Source organism: Streptomyces sp. NPDC053367 (assembly GCF_044545925.1).
GTDB lineage: Bacteria > Actinomycetota > Actinomycetes > Streptomycetales > Streptomycetaceae > Streptomyces.
In genome coordinates this window covers 906,882-924,283 of the sequence record NZ_JBITYN010000001.1, presented here as the reverse complement: position 1 = coordinate 924,283, position 17,402 = coordinate 906,882, and the positions used below count along the sequence as shown (strand labels likewise).

The 17,402-nt window shown below is 72.6% G+C and carries 13 protein-coding genes; 12 read left to right on the top strand and 1 reads right to left on the bottom strand.

Annotation, left to right across the window (positions count from 1 at the left end; translation table 11 throughout):
• The first annotated feature begins 398 nt into the window (after positions 1-398).
• The 8 genes from ACIGXJ_RS04275 to ACIGXJ_RS04240 all read left to right on the top strand — a co-directional run bounded on the left by ACIGXJ_RS04275 (position 399) and on the right by ACIGXJ_RS04240 (position 9,161).
• Entirely contained in the window at positions 399-1,157 is a 759-nt protein-coding gene (locus ACIGXJ_RS04275; RefSeq protein WP_399641431.1) for a hypothetical protein, read from the top strand.
• A 71-nt stretch (positions 1,158-1,228) separates the two neighbouring features.
• Positions 1,229-2,074 carry a DegV family protein gene (locus ACIGXJ_RS04270; protein ID WP_399641429.1) on the top strand — a complete coding sequence of 282 codons (846 nt, stop codon included), beginning with the start codon at positions 1,229-1,231 and terminating at the stop codon, positions 2,072-2,074.
• A gap of 185 nt (positions 2,075-2,259) precedes the next feature.
• Positions 2,260-3,405 carry a helix-hairpin-helix domain-containing protein gene (locus ACIGXJ_RS04265; protein WP_399641427.1) on the top strand — a complete coding sequence of 382 codons (1,146 nt, stop codon included), beginning with the start codon at positions 2,260-2,262 and terminating at the stop codon, positions 3,403-3,405.
• Positions 3,402-6,062, top strand: a complete 2,661-nt coding sequence (locus tag ACIGXJ_RS04260; protein WP_399641426.1) for a ComEC/Rec2 family competence protein — start codon at positions 3,402-3,404, stop codon at positions 6,060-6,062. The genes ACIGXJ_RS04265 and ACIGXJ_RS04260 overlap by 4 nt, the downstream gene beginning before the upstream one ends.
• Positions 6,063-6,066: 4 nt before the next feature.
• Positions 6,067-6,900, top strand: a complete 834-nt coding sequence (locus ACIGXJ_RS04255; protein ID WP_399641424.1) for an arylamine N-acetyltransferase — start codon at positions 6,067-6,069, stop codon at positions 6,898-6,900.
• Between the two features lie 116 nt (positions 6,901-7,016).
• Positions 7,017-7,262, top strand: a complete 246-nt coding sequence (locus ACIGXJ_RS04250) for a hypothetical protein (protein WP_399641422.1) — start codon at positions 7,017-7,019, stop codon at positions 7,260-7,262.
• A 104-nt stretch (positions 7,263-7,366) separates the two neighbouring features.
• Positions 7,367-8,353, top strand: a complete 987-nt coding sequence (holA, locus tag ACIGXJ_RS04245) for a DNA polymerase III subunit delta (protein ID WP_399641421.1) — start codon at positions 7,367-7,369, stop codon at positions 8,351-8,353.
• Between the two features lie 412 nt (positions 8,354-8,765).
• Positions 8,766-9,161, top strand: a complete 396-nt coding sequence (locus ACIGXJ_RS04240) for a nuclear transport factor 2 family protein (protein ID WP_399641420.1) — start codon at positions 8,766-8,768, stop codon at positions 9,159-9,161.
• A 255-nt stretch (positions 9,162-9,416) separates the two neighbouring features.
• Here the strand turns inward: ACIGXJ_RS04240 and rpsT are convergent, their stop codons facing one another.
• On the bottom strand, positions 9,417-9,683 hold the full coding sequence (gene rpsT / locus ACIGXJ_RS04235) for a 30S ribosomal protein S20 (RefSeq protein WP_399641418.1): 267 nt from the start codon (positions 9,681-9,683) through the stop codon (positions 9,417-9,419).
• Between the two features lie 238 nt (positions 9,684-9,921).
• Between rpsT and lepA the strand changes: the two genes are divergently transcribed.
• The 4 genes from lepA (at position 9,922) to hemW (ending at position 17,318) form a co-directional block, all read left to right on the top strand.
• Entirely contained in the window at positions 9,922-11,790 is a 1,869-nt protein-coding gene (gene lepA / locus ACIGXJ_RS04230) for a translation elongation factor 4 (RefSeq protein WP_399641416.1), read from the top strand.
• Between the two features lie 236 nt (positions 11,791-12,026).
• The gene (locus tag ACIGXJ_RS04225) at positions 12,027-13,901 is read left to right on the top strand and encodes an AMP-dependent synthetase/ligase (RefSeq protein ID WP_399641414.1); all 1,875 of its coding nucleotides are present in this window, start codon (positions 12,027-12,029) and stop codon (positions 13,899-13,901) included.
• A gap of 245 nt (positions 13,902-14,146) precedes the next feature.
• Entirely contained in the window at positions 14,147-15,955 is a 1,809-nt protein-coding gene (locus tag ACIGXJ_RS04220; protein WP_399641412.1) for a SpoIIE family protein phosphatase, read from the top strand.
• A 130-nt stretch (positions 15,956-16,085) separates the two neighbouring features.
• The gene (gene hemW / locus ACIGXJ_RS04215) at positions 16,086-17,318 is read left to right on the top strand and encodes a radical SAM family heme chaperone HemW (RefSeq protein WP_399641410.1); all 1,233 of its coding nucleotides are present in this window, start codon (positions 16,086-16,088) and stop codon (positions 17,316-17,318) included.
• The last annotated feature ends 84 nt before the right edge of the window (positions 17,319-17,402 follow it).

Below are 17,402 nucleotides of genomic sequence, written 5' to 3'. Positions count from 1 at the left end.
CGTCGGTACGGTGCTGACGTGGGTGTTCGCGTCGCCGTGGCAAGGTCGGCCCCGGTGTTCTGCGGGGCCGTGGCGAGGTCGGTCTGGGTGTTTGCGTGGCTCGGTCTGGGTGTTTGCGTGGCTGTGACGAGGTCGGCCCGGGTTCCGCGGGGCTGTGACGAGGTCGGCCCGGGTTCCGCGGGGCTGTGACGAGGTCGGCCCGGGTTCCGCGGGGCTGTGACCAGGTCGGCCTGGCTGTTTGTGCGGCTGTGACCAGGTCGGCCCGGCCTTCGGCCGGCGACTCGGGGTAGTCCCCTACGGGCAGGTTCGGGGTTCTTCTGGAACTCCGGGCCTGGCTGTTGCGTTTACCGTTTGAGTGCGGCGCGGAGCGTGCCGCGACAGCGCGGAGGAGGAGCGTCGTGGAAGCGGTGGTCGCAGTGGTCGTCCTGCTCTTCGCGCTGCTCCTGGCACTGGGCGCGTACGCCACGGTGAAGGTCGTCGGCGCCGCCAAGCGCGGCGTGGACCGCACCCTCACCCAGGCCCGCCGCACCGTCGAGGACCACACCCTGCGGGCCAAGTCCTTCGCCCAGCCGGGCCCGGCGGGCGAGATCGCCCAACTACGACTGGCGCTGCGCACATCGATGCGCGCCACGCAGGACGCTCTGCACGCGGGCGTGGCCGACGACGAGTCCCTCAAGGAGTCCCTCGGCCTCTTCGAACGCCTCAGCGCCCACGGTCACGAGCTGGACGCCGACCTACGGCGCCTGGAGTCGGAGCCGGACCGGACCGCGCTCGCCGAGCGGCTGCCCGCACTGCGCGAACGCACCGAGCGCATCACACGCTCGGCGGACTCCCTCCGCTGGGCCGCCCGCGACCGGGCACGCCGTTTCGCCGACGACGACCTGGACGCGCTGAGCTCGCAGATCGACCTGGAGGCGGGCGCCCTCCGGCACTGGACGACCGCCGAATCCGCCGAGTCCACCGCACCGCCGCCCCCGTGGCCCGCGGCACCCGGCGCCGACGGTGCGCCGTCCCGACAGGCTTCGCCGAGAAACACCCCCGCGCAGGGCCGGCCGGCCGAGGAGGCCGAGGAGTCGGCGCGGCAGGCCATCACCCCGCCCGGACAGCGTCCCGTCCACCCCTGGCAGAAGAAGCCCCGACCCGAAAGCACCACCTGAGGACACCGCTGCGGCCCTGGTCAGCGGGCCCGGACTGCCGCGCGGGCGCTACGCCAGGTAACCTCCAGCTCATGTCCCGCCATGTCGCGATCGTCACGGATTCCACGGCCTACCTGCCGCAGCGGACGATGGAGCGTCACGGCATCACCGCGGTCCCGCTGACCGTGGTGCTCGGCGACCAGGCGCTCGAAGAGGGCACCGAGATCTCCACCCGGTCGCTGGCCCAGGCCCTGCAGAAACGACGCCCCGTCACCACTTCGCGCCCCGGCCCCGAGGTCTTCGCCCAGCACTACCGCAAGGTCGCCGAGTCCGGCGCCACCGGCATCGTCTCGCTGCACCTGTCCGCGGAACTGTCCGGCACCTACGACGCGGCGGTGCTCGCGGCCCGCGAGGCACCTGTTCCGGTGCGGGTGGTGGACACCGGCATGGTGGCGATGGCGCTCGGCTTCTGCGCGGTCACCGCGGCCGAGACCGCCGAGTCGGGCGGCACGGTGGACGACGCCGTCACCGCCGCGGAGAAGCGAGCCGCCGGCACCTGCGCCTACTTCTACGTCGACACGCTCGACTTCCTGCGCCGCGGCGGCCGGATCGGTGCCGCACAGGCGCTCTTCGGCTCCGCGCTCGCCGTGAAGCCGCTGCTCCAGCTGGAGGACGGCCGCATCGGCCCGCTGGAGAAGGTCCGCACGGCGTCCCGGGCGATCGCCCGCCTGGAGGAACTGGTCGTCGACCGGGCCGGCGCCGCACAGGTCGACATCGCGGTGCACCATCTCGCCGCCCCCGACCGGGCCGGCGCGTTGGCGGACCGGCTGCGTGAGCGGGTGCCGGGGCTGGGCGACCTGCATGTCAGTGAGGTCGGGGCGGTGATCGGGGCGCACACGGGGCCTGGGCTGCTCGGGGTCGTGGTGTCGGCGCGCTGAGGGGCCGTGGGGCGCGCTGCTTCCGGCTTCGGCCGGACTGTGAGTGCTGCCCGCTGCGGCGAGGTGAAGTGGGATGAGAGAGCGGAGTCACTCGTTCGGGTGGCGGAGTTATCCACAACTCGGCGGTGTTCCACGGAACTTGAGCGGGCACGTCCTGGGGCTTCGATCTGCGTGATGCTCGGGGCATGGCACTTCGATCACATCCACGTACGCCGTCCGCGACGAGTGGGCCCGGTCGGGCCCCGTCCTCCGACGGCCGCATTCGACACCGTCACCGCCGCCGGCCCGTCCGGGCCAGGCAGGGCCACCACCGGTCCGCCGATGAACTGCGACGCCGCGCTGAGGCGCTGTTCGTGCAACGGCCCGCACAGCGCAGGGAGGTGGGAGCCGGGCCACCCCGGGCGGTGGAACGGGGCTCCCCGCCGACGTGGCCGAAGGAGGCGGTGGAGGAAGAGGAGCCGGCACCCGACGGGGAGACCGGCGGAGAGGCGGCCGGTGCCGTTCCCGCCGCCCGCGGTGACGGCCATGGCTTACGGGGCCGGGCCGGGCTCGCGCTGCGGGAGCGGATGCCGGTGTGGCTGCAGGCCAGGTGCGGGCTGGAGCGGCGGAGCGTGGCCGCGCTCGCGGTGGTGCTGGTCGTGGCGGCGGGACTTGCGGTGCAGCACTTCTGGAGCGGACGCACCCAGCCGGTCCGGGCGCCCGAGATCGTGCGCGCGGCCGGTTCGTACGAGGAGCAGCAGCCGGGTGAGGCCACCGGGCCGGGTTCCCCACCGGTCAGCGCGCCGGTAGAGGGTTCGGATGGGGCGTCGGCCGTGGGGGCGGCGGGGGCGCCGGCCGAGATCGTCGTGGACGTCAGCGGCAAGGTCCGGGAACCCGGTGTCCACCGGCTGCCGGCCGGGTCGCGGGTCGCGGACGCGCTGCGGGCGGCCGGAGGGGTGCGGCCCGGCACGAACGTCGACGGACTCAATCGCGCCCGCTTCCTGATGGACGGGGAGCAGGTGATCGTCGGCGGCCCGGCCGTGGCGGGCACCGGCACCGCCATCGTCCCTGGCTCCGGTTCCGCTTCCGGCTCCGGCCCCGGCTCCGGGGGAACGGTCGGCGGGGTGCCACCGGGTTCCGGCGCTCTGGCCGGGCCCATGGCGCCTGTATCCCTCACTACCGCCACGATCGAGCAGTTGGACGGCCTGCCCGGGGTGGGCCCTGTGCTCGCCCAGCACATCGTCGACTACCGCACCCAGCACGGGGGTTTCCGCTCGGTCGACGAGTTGCGTGAGGTCAACGGCATCGGGGAACGCCGCTTCGCCGATCTGCGCGACCTGGTGCGGCCATGAGCGCGGGGGCTCCCGACTCCCTGGCCTCCGGTGCGCGCCGGGCAGTGCACAGCGCGTCCGGTAGACGCCTGGGGGCCGCCCACCCCCGGCAGGAGGCACCGGCCGATCTGAGGCTCGTCCCGCCGGCGGTGGCGGCCTGGGTGACGGCCGCACTCATGCTCGGCGCGTCGCCGGAGTGGGGGACCGGTGTGACGATCGGCTGCCTGGCCGTGGCAGGGGTGCTGCTCCGGATGTGGGGGCGGGGGATGCGCCGGGGAGGCCGGGATCCCGGCCGGCGTGGGTGGTCGTTCGGGGCGGTGGCGGCTGTGCTGCTCTGTGTCGCCGCGGCTGCCGCCTCCGCGGGGCTGCACGGGGCCGACCTGCGGCGCGGCCCTGTGCCGGGACTGGTGCGGCAGTTCGCCACGGTGACGGCGGAGGTCGAGGTCACCTCCGATCCGCGGCTGTCCAGACCTCGGGTCAGGGGGAACCGCATGGCGCCGGGTGTAGTGCTGATCCAGGCGGAGGTGCGCAAGGTCGAGTCACTGGGCGGGGCGGAGTCCGTGACGCGGACGCCCGTGCTGCTGATGGTCGACGCTCGGGAGCACGAGGGCGCGTCCGCCACGGCGGCGAGCCCGGTGTCGTCGCCTTGGCTGGGTCTGCTGCCCTCGACGCGGCTGCGGGTGACCGGACGGCTCGCGCCGGCGGTGATGGGGGGTGACCGGATCGCCGGGGTGCTGCGGGTGCGGGGCTCCTGGGCGCCGGAGGTGGTGGGCCGGCCGTCGGGGGCGCAGCGTCTCGCGGGCCGGTTGAGGGCGGGGCTGCGGGAGGCGACCGAGGGGTTGTCCGCGGATGCGCGGGCGTTGTTGCCCGGGCTGGTCGTCGGGGACACCTCGCGGATCACGCCGGAGCTGGACGAGGCGTTCAAGGAGACCGACCTGGCGCATCTGCTGGCGGTGTCGGGAAGCAACCTCACGATCGTGCTGGCCCTGTTGCTCGGCCCTCCGGGCCTGGCGCAGCGGGTCGAGCGCCGCGGGCTCGCGCCGCGCCTGGGCATCTCGCTGCGGACGACGGCCGTGCTGGGCGGGGTGCTGACGCTGGGGTTCGTGGTGGTGTGCCGGCCGGACCCGAGCGTGCTGCGGGCCGCCGCCTGCGGGTCGGTCGCGCTGCTGGCGCTGGTCACCGGACGCCGTAGATCGCTGATCCCGGCGTTGGCGACGGCAGTTCTGCTGCTGGTGCTGTACGACCCCTGGCTGGCTCGCAGTTACGGGTTCCTGCTGTCGGTGCTGGCGACGGGCGCTCTGTTGACGGTCGCGCCGCGCTGGAGCGCGGCTCTGCGGCGGCGCGGGGTTCCGCCGCGGGTGGCGGAGGGGCTGGCGGCGGCCGGGGCGGCTCAGGCGCTGTGCGCGCCGGTCGTGGTGGTGCTGTCGGCACGGGTCAGCCTGGTGGCGGTGCCGTGCAACCTGTTCGCGGAGTTCGCGGTGGCACCGGCGACGGTACTGGGCTTCGCCGCGCTGGCGGTGGCGCCGGTGGCGATGCCGGTGGCCAAGGGGCTGGCGTGGCTGGCGGGTTGGCCGGCGGGGTGGATCGCGGACGTGGCTCGTGCCGGGGCGGCGCTGCCAGGTGGGGGTGTGGACTGGCCGGAAGGCTGGGCTGGAGCGGCGTTGCTCGCGCTCGTCACGGTGGGGGTGTTGTTCGTCGGGAGGCGGTTGCTCGGTCGGCCGTGGCTGTGCGCGGTGTGCGGGGTGCTGCTGTTGCTGGTGGTGGTGCAGCCGCCGCCGTTGGCCGGGGTGATCAAGGGCTGGCCGCCGCCGGGCTGGCGGCTGGCGATGTGCGATGTGGGGCAGGGCGATGCGCTGGTGCTGGCGGCGGGGGCGGGCAGTGGGGTCGTGGTCGACGCGGGGCCCGATCCGGAACCGGTCGACCGCTGTCTGCGGACGCTCGGTGTCACCAAGGTACCTCTGGTGGTGCTGACGCACTTCCACGCCGACCATGTGGCAGGGCTGGCGGGGGTGTTGCGGGGCCGGTCGGTGGGGGAGATCCAGACGACCGGATTCGAGGAGCCCGCGGAGCAGGTGGAGTTCGTGCGCAGGGAGGCGGCCGCGCGGCGGATCCCGGTCACCCGGGCCGTGGCGGGTGAACGGCGGCGCACGGGTGAGCTGACGTGGCAGGTGGTGTGGCCGCCGGCGTCCTGGAGCCCGGGTGGTGGCGCGGCCGGGTCGGTGGCGGGGAGCCGGGGTGGTGGCACGGCCCCGCCGGTGCCTTGGAGCCGGAGCGGTGGTGTGGCCCCGCCGGTGCAGATGAGGGAGCCCGAGGGGCCGAACGACGCGAGCGTGACGCTGTTCGTGCGGTCGGCGGGGCTGCGGATGCTGCTGCTGGGGGATCTCGAACCGCCCGCGCAGCGGGCCTTGTCGAGGTCGCCCGCGGCCCGGCTGTTCGGGGAGGTGGACGTGCTGAAGGTCGCCCATCACGGCTCGGCCTACCAGGACCCGGACCTGATACGGCGGGTGGCGCCGCGGCTCGCGCTCATCTCCGCTGGGGCGGACAACCCGTACGGGCATCCGGCCCCTGGCACGGTCGCCGCGCTGCGGGCCGGGGGCGCGGTGGTGCTGCGGACGGACGCCGGTGGGGCGGTCGCGGTGACCGGGGCGGGGGAGGAGATGCGGGTGGCGCGAGACTGAGGGTATGAACTCCGCACAGATCGAGGCCTATCTCCGCCGTATCGGAGCCGAACGTCCCGACCGGCCCACCGTCGGCGCCCTGCGGGAGCTGCATCTGCGGCATCTGCGGACCGTGCCCTTCGAGAACCTGTCGATCCACCTGGGCGAGGAGATCGCGCTGGAGGAGAAGGCGCTGCTGGACAAGGTGGTGGGGGCGCGCAGAGGCGGCTTCTGCTACGAACTCAACGGCGCTTTCGGGGCGTTGCTGGCCGCGCTGGGGTACGACGTGACGTACCTCGCGGCGCGGGTGTACGGGGACGAGGGGAGGACGGGGATTCCGTACGACCATCTCGCGCTGCGGGTAGGGACGGTGGACGGTGGTGAGTGGCTGGCGGACGTCGGGTTCGGGGCGCACAGCCATCTGCCGCTCGATCTGGGGGCGCGGGGTGAGCAGGTCGACCCGGGAGGGGTGTTCCGGATCGTCGAGTCCGGGCCGGATGCCGTGGGGGAGCGGGGTGGTGCGGTCGGCTTCGTCGATCTCGACGTGGTCAAGGACGGGCGGGCCGAGTACCGGCTGGAGACGCGGCCGCGGCTGTTCGACGACTTCGTCGTCGGGGCGTGGTGGCACAGCACCTCGCCGCGGTCGCACTTCCAGCGGTCGCTGGTGTGCTCGCGGATCACGGAGGACGGCGGGCGGATCACGCTCAGTGGACGGAGCCTGACGGTGACCGCGCCTGGAGGTGCGCGGGAGGTGACGGAGCTGGGGTCGGAGGAGGAGGTGCTGGCGGCGTATCGGGAGCGGTTCGGGATCGTGCTGGAGCGGGTTCCGGTGGTGCGGGGGGCTCAGAGTGCGGGGTAGCTGTCGCGCCGGCCGCCCTCGGGGACCTCGGGCCGGGCGGCTCACAGTGCGGGGTGGCTGTCGCGCCGGCCGCCCTCGGGGACCTCGGGCCGGGGGTGTGGCGGAAAATGGTCGGCGTGAGTGATGTGAGACATGTGCTGGTGCTGCCCGATCGTGATGCCGCGGAAGAGGTGGCCGAGGCGCTGGGGCGGCGGTTCGGCATCGATGAGGAGCCTCGGCTGCTGCGGGACGCGCTGGCCGGTGAGGACGATGCGGAGGACGCGCAGTGGCTGGTCGTGCTGCGGGACGAGGAGGGGCGGCTCGATCCTCGGGAGCTCGATGAGTTCGCCGGGGAGTGGGACGGGTGGCGCGAGGAGCCGTAGACCGCGCCACCCGACCCGGGGAATGAGGCAGGAGCCGGCTGTGCGCCGTGGGGCCGGCTCGCTCGCGGGGTTCGTTGTCGGTGGGGCGTGACATGCTTGGGGCGATGGCCAGGAAGACTGCGAATGACGACCCTCTTGCCCCGGTGACGGTTGCCGTGGGGCAGGAGGACCTTCTGCTGGACCGTGCGGTGCAGGAGGTGGTGGCCGCGGCGAAGGCCGCCGACGCCGACACGGACGTACGGGATCTGACCCCGGACCAGTTGCAGCCCGGCACGCTCGCGGAGCTGACGAGTCCGTCGCTCTTCGCCGAGCGCAAGGTCGTGGTCGTACGCAACGCGCAGGACCTGTCGGCCGACACCATCAAGGATGTGAAGGCGTATCTCTCCGCGCCGGCGGAGGAGATCACGCTGGTGCTGCTGCACGCCGGTGGCGCCAAGGGCAAGGGGCTGCTGGACGCCGCGCGCAAGGTCGGGGCGCGGGAGATCGCCTGCCCGAAGATGACCAAGCCGGCCGACCGGCTGGCGTTCGTGCGGCAGGAGTTCCGGGCGAAGGGGCGGTCCGCGACGCCCGAGGCATGCCAGGCGCTCGTCGACGCCATCGGCAGTGATCTGCGGGAGCTGGCCTCCGCCGTGTCGCAGCTGGTCGCGGATGTCGAGGGGACCATCGACGAGGCCGTCGTCGGGCGGTACTACACCGGCCGTGCCGAGGCGTCGAGCTTCACGGTCGCCGACCGGGCGGTGGAGGGCAGGGCTGCCGAGGCGCTGGAGGCGCTGCGGTGGTCGTTGTCGACCGGTGTGGCCCCGGTGATGATCACCAGTGCGCTCGCGCAGGGTGTGCGGGCGATCGGGAAGCTGTCCTCCGCCCGAGGAGGCCGGCCCGCCGATCTCGCTCGTGAGCTGGGCATGCCCCCCTGGAAGATCGACCGGGTGCGCCAGCAGATGCGCGGCTGGACACCCGACGGGGTGGCCGTCGCGCTGCGCGCCGTGGCCGAGGCCGACGCCGGTGTGAAGGGCGGCGGCGACGACCCCGAGTACGCCCTGGAGAAAGCCGTGGTGATCATCGCCCGAGCGGCCCGCTCCCGAGGCCGCTGAGCCCTCCGGGCGGCGCGGGCGTTACCAAGAGGGCCCTCCTGGAAGCGCCCTCCACGAGGCCGAGCCCTTCGCGCGCGCAGGCCGTCCCCGGGCACGCCGGCATTCCGTAACGCCGCAGGCTCATCGCCTCCGCGCCGGGACCCCGGGACGCCGCTGGCTCATCGCCTCCGCGCCGGGACCCCGGCAGGGACGCCGCAGGCCCATCTCCTCCGCGCCGGGACCCCGGAACGCCGCAGATCCGCCTCCGGACGCCCAGCTCCCGCCCGCAGAGGGGCCCTCAGGACGCCGCGTCCTCCCGGCTCGCGCTCCGCCCTCGCATCCCTCCCCGCTCCCGCAGGACGCCGTCCTCCCCGCGGAGGAAAATCGAGGGTGGCAGCCATCCAGTGCCGGAAGAGGAGAGGTGGCGGTCGTCATGGCGGAGCATCCCCATGTGCAACTGGTCCGCAAGGGCTATGAGGCGTTCCAGCGGGGGGACATGGACGCGCTGCGGGAGTTGATGACGGCGGACTGCACGCAGCATGTGCCCGGGAGCCACCGGCTCTCGGGTGACTACAAGGGGCAGGACGCGATCGTCGGGCTCTACGGCAGGCTGTTCGAGGAGACCGGCGGCAGTCTGCGGGTGGAACTGCGCAATGTGCTGGTGGACGGGCGCGGACATGCCGTCGCGGTGCACCGCACGACGGCCCGGCGCGGAACCAAGAGCGTCGAGATGGACGGGTGCCTGGTCTTCCGGATCGTCGGGGACAAGGCCACCGACATCGACGAGTGCCTGGACGACATCGAGAAGGCCGACGAGTTCTGGACGTGATCGCGGGCAGCGGCCCCTGGACGTGGTCGCGGGCAGGCGGCCCCTGGACGTGATCGCGGGGCAGGCGGGCCCGCGCGCGCCGAAGGCCCCGGTCGCCCGTCCTGGGGAAGGAGGGGGACCGGGGCCTTCGGTTCAAGCTGCTGGGTCCGCGCCCGCGTGGCGAACGCAGGCCGCGCGCGAACCCGGTTGTGCTGGTCGGGAGCGGATGAGAGAGGGCCCGCTCTGGGTCCTTCCAGCGGTCAGATCAGAAAAGGGTCAGCCCTTGAGGGAAACGACCTTGGAAGCAAGCGCCGACTTCTTGTTGGCGGCCTGGTTCTTGTGGATGACGCCCTTCGAGACGGCCTTGTCGAGCGCACGCGACGCGGCGCGCTGGTACTCGGTGGCCTTCTCGACGTCACCCGCGGCAGCGGCCTCGCGGGCCTTGCGGATCGCGGTCTTCAGGGAGGACTTGACGGCCTTGTTGCGCAGCCGAGCCTTCTCGTTGGTCTTGATCCGCTTGATCTGGGACTTGATGTTCGCCACGAATGAGCCTTTTCAGGTTCAGGCACAGGGCCGTGGGGGCCGAGCGGCCCCTGGATCCCGTACCGAGTGATTTCTTGATGACGTGCCTCGTGCTGAGAGGGCATGAGACACAGCCACCCAGGCTACCAGTGCCCCCGCGGCCAGCCCAAACCAGCCGCCGGTCGCCGCCCGTGGGACCATGGAGGCTACGTATCGATCCGACCCGAGGCATAAGGCGCCTCAAGAGACAGGACCCTGCGTGCCCGCGACCCCTAACAATGTGCCCGAGCCGAGCCGTACCGACCCGGCTCTGATCCGCAATTTCTGCATCATCGCGCACATCGACCACGGCAAGTCCACGCTCGCCGACCGGATGCTCCAGCTGACCGGTGTGGTCGAGCAGCGGCAGATGCGCGCTCAGTACCTCGACCGCATGGACATCGAGCGCGAGCGCGGCATCACGATCAAGTCCCAGGCGGTGCGTCTGCCGTGGGCCCCGACCCACGACAAGAGCAACACGCACATCCTCAACATGATCGACACCCCCGGGCACGTCGACTTCACCTATGAGGTCTCGCGGTCGCTGGCCGCCTGTGAGGGGACCATCCTCCTCGTCGACGCCGCCCAGGGCATCGAGGCCCAGACCCTCGCCAACCTGTACCTGGCGATGGAGAACGACCTCACGATCATCCCCGTACTGAACAAGATCGACCTGCCGGCCGCGCAGCCCGAGAAGTTCGCCGAGGAGCTCGCCAACCTGGTCGGGTGCGACCCGTCCGACGTGCTGAGGGTGTCCGCGAAGACCGGTGTCGGTGTGGACGCGCTGCTCGACAAGGTCGTCGCCGAGGTGCCGGCGCCGGTCGGCGTCAAGGACGCGCCCGCGCGCGCAATGATCTTCGACTCGGTGTACGACTCGTACCGGGGCGTCGTGACGTACGTCCGTGTCATCGACGGTCAGCTCAACAAGCGTGAGCGGATCAAGATGATGTCGACCGGTGCGACGCACGAACTGCTGGAGATCGGCACCAACTCGCCCGAGATGCTCGGCGCCGACGGCCTCGGCGTCGGTGAGGTGGGCTATCTGATCACCGGTGTGAAGGACGTCCGCCAGTCCAAGGTCGGTGACACCGTCACCAGTCAGCACAAGGGCGCGACGGAGGCCCTCGGCGGGTACAAGGACCCCAAGCCGATGGTGTTCTCCGGGCTCTATCCGCTGGACGGCTCCGACTACCCCGAGCTGCGCGAGGCCCTGGACAAGCTCCAGCTCAACGACGCCGCGCTCGTCTACGAGCCGGAGACCTCCGCGGCCCTCGGCTTCGGCTTCCGCGTCGGCTTCCTGGGGCTCCTGCACCTCGACGTGATCCGGGAGCGGCTGGAGCGCGAGTTCGGGCTCGACCTGATCGCGACCGCGCCGAACGTGGTCTACCGCGTGGTGATGGAGGACGGCAGCGAGCACACCGTCACCAACCCGAGCGAGTTCCCCGAGGGCAAGATCAACGAGGTGTACGAGCCGGTCGTGCGGGCCACGATCCTCGCGCCGACCGAGTTCATCGGCTCGATCATGGAGCTGTGCCAGACCCGGCGCGGCACCCTCCTCGGCATGGACTACCTCTCCGAGGACCGGGTCGAGATCCGCTACACGCTGCCGCTCGCGGAGATCGTCTTCGACTTCTTCGACCAGCTGAAGTCGAAGACGCGCGGTTACGCGTCCCTCGACTACGAGCCCACCGGTGAGCAGACCTCCAGCCTGGTGAAGGTCGACATCCTGCTGCACGGCGACAAGGTCGACGCCTTCTCGGCGATCACGCACAAGGACGCGGCGTACGCGTACGGCGTGCGGCTCGTCGCCAAGCTGCGCGAGCTCATCCCGCGGCAGGCGTTCGAGGTGCCCATCCAGGCCGCCATCGGCTCGCGGGTCATCGCCCGCGAGACCATCCGCGCCATCCGCAAGGACGTCCTCGCCAAGTGCTACGGCGGTGACATCTCCCGTAAGCGGAAGCTGCTGGAGAAGCAGAAGGAAGGCAAGAAGCGGATGAAGATGGTGGGATCGGTGGAGGTTCCGCAGGAGGCCTTCATCGCGGTGCTGTCCAGCGATGACAGCGCGGGGTCGGGCAAGGCCAAGAAGTAACCGCCGGGGACGCCCGCAAAACGGACATCGAGGGGCTCGTCGTACGAAAGTGCGGCGGGCCCTTCGCAGGTGGCGGGTATGTGTCTGTAGGAAGTGACAGGGCGCGGGCCCTTACGCAGCGGGCGGCCGGGCTCTACCCTGTCCCTGCTCGATAGTTACTCACGAGTTAAACAACGGCGCGTGAGTGAAAACAGCCACTGAGCCAGCCGCACCGTCGCGGGCCCCCGGAGGATGTCGTGAGCGACACACAGACCCTGATCGAGAACCGTCCGCCCTCCGTGGCAGGCCTCTTCCTGGAGCGCGTGGCGGCGACGCCGGATGCCGAGGCGTACCGCTACCCCGTACCCGCCGCCTCCGGCCAGGGCCCGGACGACTGGAAGTCGCTGAGCTGGGCCCAGGCCGCCGAGCGGGTCTACGCCGTCGCGGCCGGACTCATCGAGCTGGGCATCCAGCCCGAGCAGCGCGTCGCCCTGGCGGCCGCCACCCGCATCGAGTGGCTCCTCGCCGACCTGGGCATCATGTGCGCCGGCGCGGCCACGACCACGGTCTACCCGCAGACCAACGCGGACGAGGCGGCGTACATCCTCGCCGACTCGGGCAGCCGGGTGCTCATCGCGGAGAACGCCGAGCAGCTCGCCAAGGCCGTCGAGAAGCGCGCCGAGCTGCCCGAGCTCACCCATGTCGTGGTGATCGACGCCGAGGGCGTGGAGACCGGCGACTGGATCCTCTCCCTCGCCGAGCTGGAGAGCCGGGGCGCGGCCCGGCTGGAGAAGGACCCCGAGCTGATCAAGGAGCGGGTCGGCGCGATCACCAGCGACCAGCTCGCCACCGTCATCTACACCTCCGGCACCACCGGCCGCCCCAAGGGCGTGCGTCTGCCGCACGACAACTGGTCCTACATGGCCAAGGCGATCGCCGCGACCGGTCTGATCACCGCCGACGACGTGCAGTACCTGTGGCTGCCGCTCGCCCACGTCTTCGGCAAGGTGCTCACCTCCGGGCAGATCGAGGTCGGTCACGTGACCGCCGTCGACGGCCGCGTCGACAAGATCATCGAGAACCTGCCGGTCGTCCAGCCGACCTACATGGCCGCCGTGCCGCGCATCTTCGAGAAGGTCTACAACGGCGTCGCCGCCAAGGCCCGTGCGGGCGGCGCCGCCAAGTACAAGATCTTCCAGTGGGCGGCCGGGGTCGCCCGCGAGTACGCCAAGGTCACCCAGGACAACTTCCGCCGCACCGGCACCGCCACCGCGCCGTTCGGCCTCGCCGCCAAGCACAAGGTCGCCGACACGCTCGTCTACTCCAAGATCCGCGAGGCCTTCGGCGGCAACCTGCGTGCCTGCGTCTCCGGCTCGGTCGCGCTCGCCCCGGAGATCGGCTACTTCTTCTCCGGCGCCGGCATCCACATCCTGGAGGGCTACGGCCTCACCGAGACCTCCGCCGCCTCCTTCGTCAACCCCGGCGAGGCCTACCGCACCGGCACCGTCGGCAAGCCGCTGCCCGGCTGCGAGGTGCGCATCGCCGACGACGGCGAGATCCTGCTGCGCGGCCCCGGCATCATGGAGGGCTACCACAACCTGCCCGACAAGACCGCCGAGGTCCTGGAGGCCGACGGCTGGTTCCACACCGGCGACATCGGCGAGCTCTCCCCGGACGGCTACCTGCGCATCACCGACCGCAAGAAGGACCTGTTCAAGACCTCCGGCGGCAAGTACGTCGCGCCGACCGAGATCGAGGGACAGTTCAAGGCGGTCTGCCCGTTCGTCTCCAACATCCTCGTCCACGGCGCCGACCGGAACTTCTGCACCGCGCTCATCGCCCTCGACGAGGCCGCCATCGCCGGCTGGGCCGAGGAGAACGGCCTCGGCGGCAAGTCGTACGCCGAGATCGTCGCCGCGCCCGCGACGGTGGCCATGGTGGAGGGCTACATCCAGGAGCTCAACGCCGGGCTCCAGCGGTGGCAGACCATCAAGAAGTTCCGGCTGCTGCCCCGGGACCTCGATGTGGAGCACGGGGAGATCACGCCGAGTCTGAAGCTGAAGCGGCCGGTGGTGGAGCGGGAGTACCGGCACCTGCTGGAGGAGATGTACGAGGGGACGCGCGAGGCGTAGGGGCGGCGCGGGTCGTGCGGCGGCTGCGGCTTCGCCGTGGTTCGTCGCACGGTTCCCGGCGCCTCTGGGGACGTGCCTCCAGGGGCGCGTCCCCAGGGGCGAGCCCCGCAGATAACGCGTCAAAACGGTCGTGCGTAGCACAGTTGTCGCCCCTCGTGGTCCACTTCCGTAACTCCTTGCTTCCGGACATGCTCCGTCTGTCACTCTGACGGCAGACCGAGGTCAATACGTCCGGGGAGTTGTCCATGAGGGCCATTCCGGTGCAGCGGGAGACCGCTGCCTCCGCGCGACCCTCCGAGCTCCGCACGAAGCTGGCCGGAGGCCCGCTCACGCCCGGGACCGCGCGGGCGCTGGCGCGGGCCGCGTTCCAGGAGTGGGTGCCGGACGGGGAGCGGCAGGTCGCCGACGCGCTGGTCGTCGTCAGCGAGCTGGTCACCAACGCCGTCGTCCACGCCGGCACGGACGTCGAGCTGTACTGCCGGCTGGAGGACGGCTGCGGGGCCCTCGTCGTCGAGGTCACCGACCGGCACCCGGCCCGCCCACCGCGGGACACGCCCACCGAGGCACACGAGTACGGGCGGGGCCTGCGCCTGGTCGCGGGGCTCGCCGAGGCGTGGGGCGTCACCTACCGCAAGGGCGCCAAGACGGTGTGGGCTCGGCTGACCCCCGAGGACAGCGGCGGCTGTGCGCCCGAGGGCGCGCTGGACGCCGCGGCCCTCCTCGCGCCGGAGGGCCGCTGCGCCGAGCACGACGGGGACTGGCTCGGCCGCGGCGCGCTGTCCTTCCTCGCCGAGGCCTCCGACCTGCTCGCCGGGCAGCTCGACGAGAACCTGGTCGCCGCCCTCACCGGGCAGCTGCTCGTGCCACGGCTGGCCGACTGGTGCGCGATCTGGCTGGAGGACGAGGTCACCGGACGCGGCTGGAGCGAGGGCGGCGGGCTGCCCGGGCCGCGCCTCGGCCGGGTCTGGCACGGCTGCGAGGACCGTATCGAGGAACTGCGCGAGGCCCTGGAGAAGGAGCCGCCCCGCCCCTCCGACGGCCTGCGCTCGGGGCCCGAGGCATACCCCTGGCCCGGCGCCGCCCTCGCCCCCGGCGCCCCGCACGGCTCCGCGCTCGCCTACCGGCTGATCGCCGGCGGACGCCCGCTGGGCACCCTCGTCATCGGCCGCGCCGGCATCCTGCGCTTCCCCGACGAGATCACCGGCCTGGTCGAGGACCTCGCCCGCCGGGTCGCCCTGGCGATCGGCGCGGCCCGCCAGTACGCCCGCCAGGCCACCATCAGCGCCGTCCTCCAGCGCGGCCTGTTGCCCGGCGCGGTCGCGGAGATCCCGGGGGTGCGCAGCGCGCTCGTCTACGAGCCGTGCGACAAGGGCGGCCCGAGCGGGGACTTCTACGACCTCTTCCCGGCCGGGCACGGCCGCTGGTGCTTCGCCGTCGGCGACGTCCAGGGCAAGGGACCCGAGGCGGCCGTCGTCATCGGCCTCGCCCGGCCCTGGCTGCGGCTGCTGGCCCGCGAGGGCTACCGCGTCGCCGACGTCCTGGACCGCCTCAACCAGCTCCTCCTCGACGACGCCACCGAGGCCGCCGACGCCGCCGCCCGCGCCCTCGCCGGACCCGCCGTGCCCGGCGACGGGCCGCAGACCCGGTTCCTGTCCCTCCTCTACGGCGAACTCGTGCCGTTGGAGGGCGGCGGGGTCCGCTGCACCCTGGCCTCCGCCGGCCACCCGCTGCCCCTGCTGCTGGGGCGGGACGGCGGCGTCCGTACGGTGGCGCGGCCGCAGACCCTGCTCGGGGTCGTCGAGGACGAGACGTACACCAGCGACACCTTCGAGCTGCGGCCCGGCGACAGCCTGCTGTGCGTCACGGACGGGGTCACCGAGCGGCGCGACGGCATCCGCCAGTTCGACGACGGCGACGGCCTCGCCACCGCCCTCACCGGGTGCGCCGGGCTGGAGGCGGAGCTGATCGCGGAACGCATCCGCCGGCTCGTCCACGACTTCGGCGACCAGCCGCCCGAGGACGACCTGGCGCTGCTGGTGCTGCAGGCCGAATAGAGCCGGCCGCACAGAGCCGGCCGCACAGAGCCGGCCGCACAGAGCCGGCCGCACAGAGCCGGCCGCACAGAGCCGGCCGCACAGAGCCGGCCGCACAGAGCCGCCACGGACATGGGGGACACTGGAGGACATGCCTTCCGCACTCCCCGACGGCGAGCCCGTCCCCGCCGACGGCGCGCTGCCCGCGTCCGCGCTCGCCGGGGCGGCCGACCGACCCCTCGGCTTCTACCTGCACGTCCCGTACTGCGCGACCCGCTGCGGCTACTGCGACTTCAACACCTACACCGCGACCGAGCTGCGCGGCAGCGGCGGAGTGCTGGCCTCCCGCGACAACTACGCCGAGACCCTGGTCGACGAGATCCGCCTGGCGCGCAAGGTCCTCGGCGACGACCCGCGCGAGGTCCGCACGGTCTTCGTCGGCGGCGGCACGCCGACCCTGCTGGCCGCCGGTGATCTCGTACGGATGCTGGGGGCGATCCGTGACGAGTTCGGCCTCGCACCCGACGCGGAGGTGACCACGGAGGCCAACCCGGAGTCGGTCGACCCGGCGTATCTCGCGGCGTTGCGCGAAGGCGGCTTCAACCGGGTCTCCTTCGGCATGCAGAGCGCCCGGCAGCACGTGCTGAAGGTCCTGGACCGCACCCACACCCCCGGGCGCCCCGAGGCGTGCGTGGCCGAGGCCCGCGCGGCGGGCTTCGAGCACGTCAACCTCGACCTGATCTACGGCACCCCCGGCGAGTCCGACGACGACTGGCGGGCGTCCCTGGAGGCCGCGCTGGGCGCCGGCCCGGACCACGTCAGCGCGTACGCGCTGATCGTCGAGGAGGGCACCCAGCTCGCGCGCCGCATCCGGCGGGGCGAGGTCCCGATGACCGACGACGACGTCCACGCGGACCGCTACCTCATCGCGGAGGACATGCTCACCGCGGCGGGCCTCGACTGGTACGAGGTCTCCAACTGGGCCGCCTCCGAGGCGGGCCGCTGCCTGCACAACGAGCTCTACTGGCGCGGCGCCGACTGGTGGGGCGCGGGCCCCGGCGCCCACAGCCACGTCGGCGGGGTGCGCTGGTGGAACGCCAAGCATCCGGGAGCGTACGCCGCCGCCCTCGCGGAGGGCCGCTCCCCGGGCGCGGGCCGTGAGCTGCTGTCCGAGGAGGACCGCCGGGTGGAGCGGATCCTGCTGGAGCTGCGGCTGCGGGAGGGAGTGCCCTTGTCACTGCTGCGGGAGCAGGGGCTGGCGGCTTCCCGGCGGGCGCTGACCGAGGGACTGCTCCAGCAGGGGCCGTACGACGAGGGGCGCGCGGCGCTGACCCTGCGGGGACGGCTGCTGGCGGACGCGGTGGTGCGGGACCTGGTGGACTGATCACTCCCGCGAGTGAATCCCCCCTGAACGCCGGTTCGGTCCCTAACCTGGTTCATGGGCTGCCGCCGTACACGCGGCGGCGGA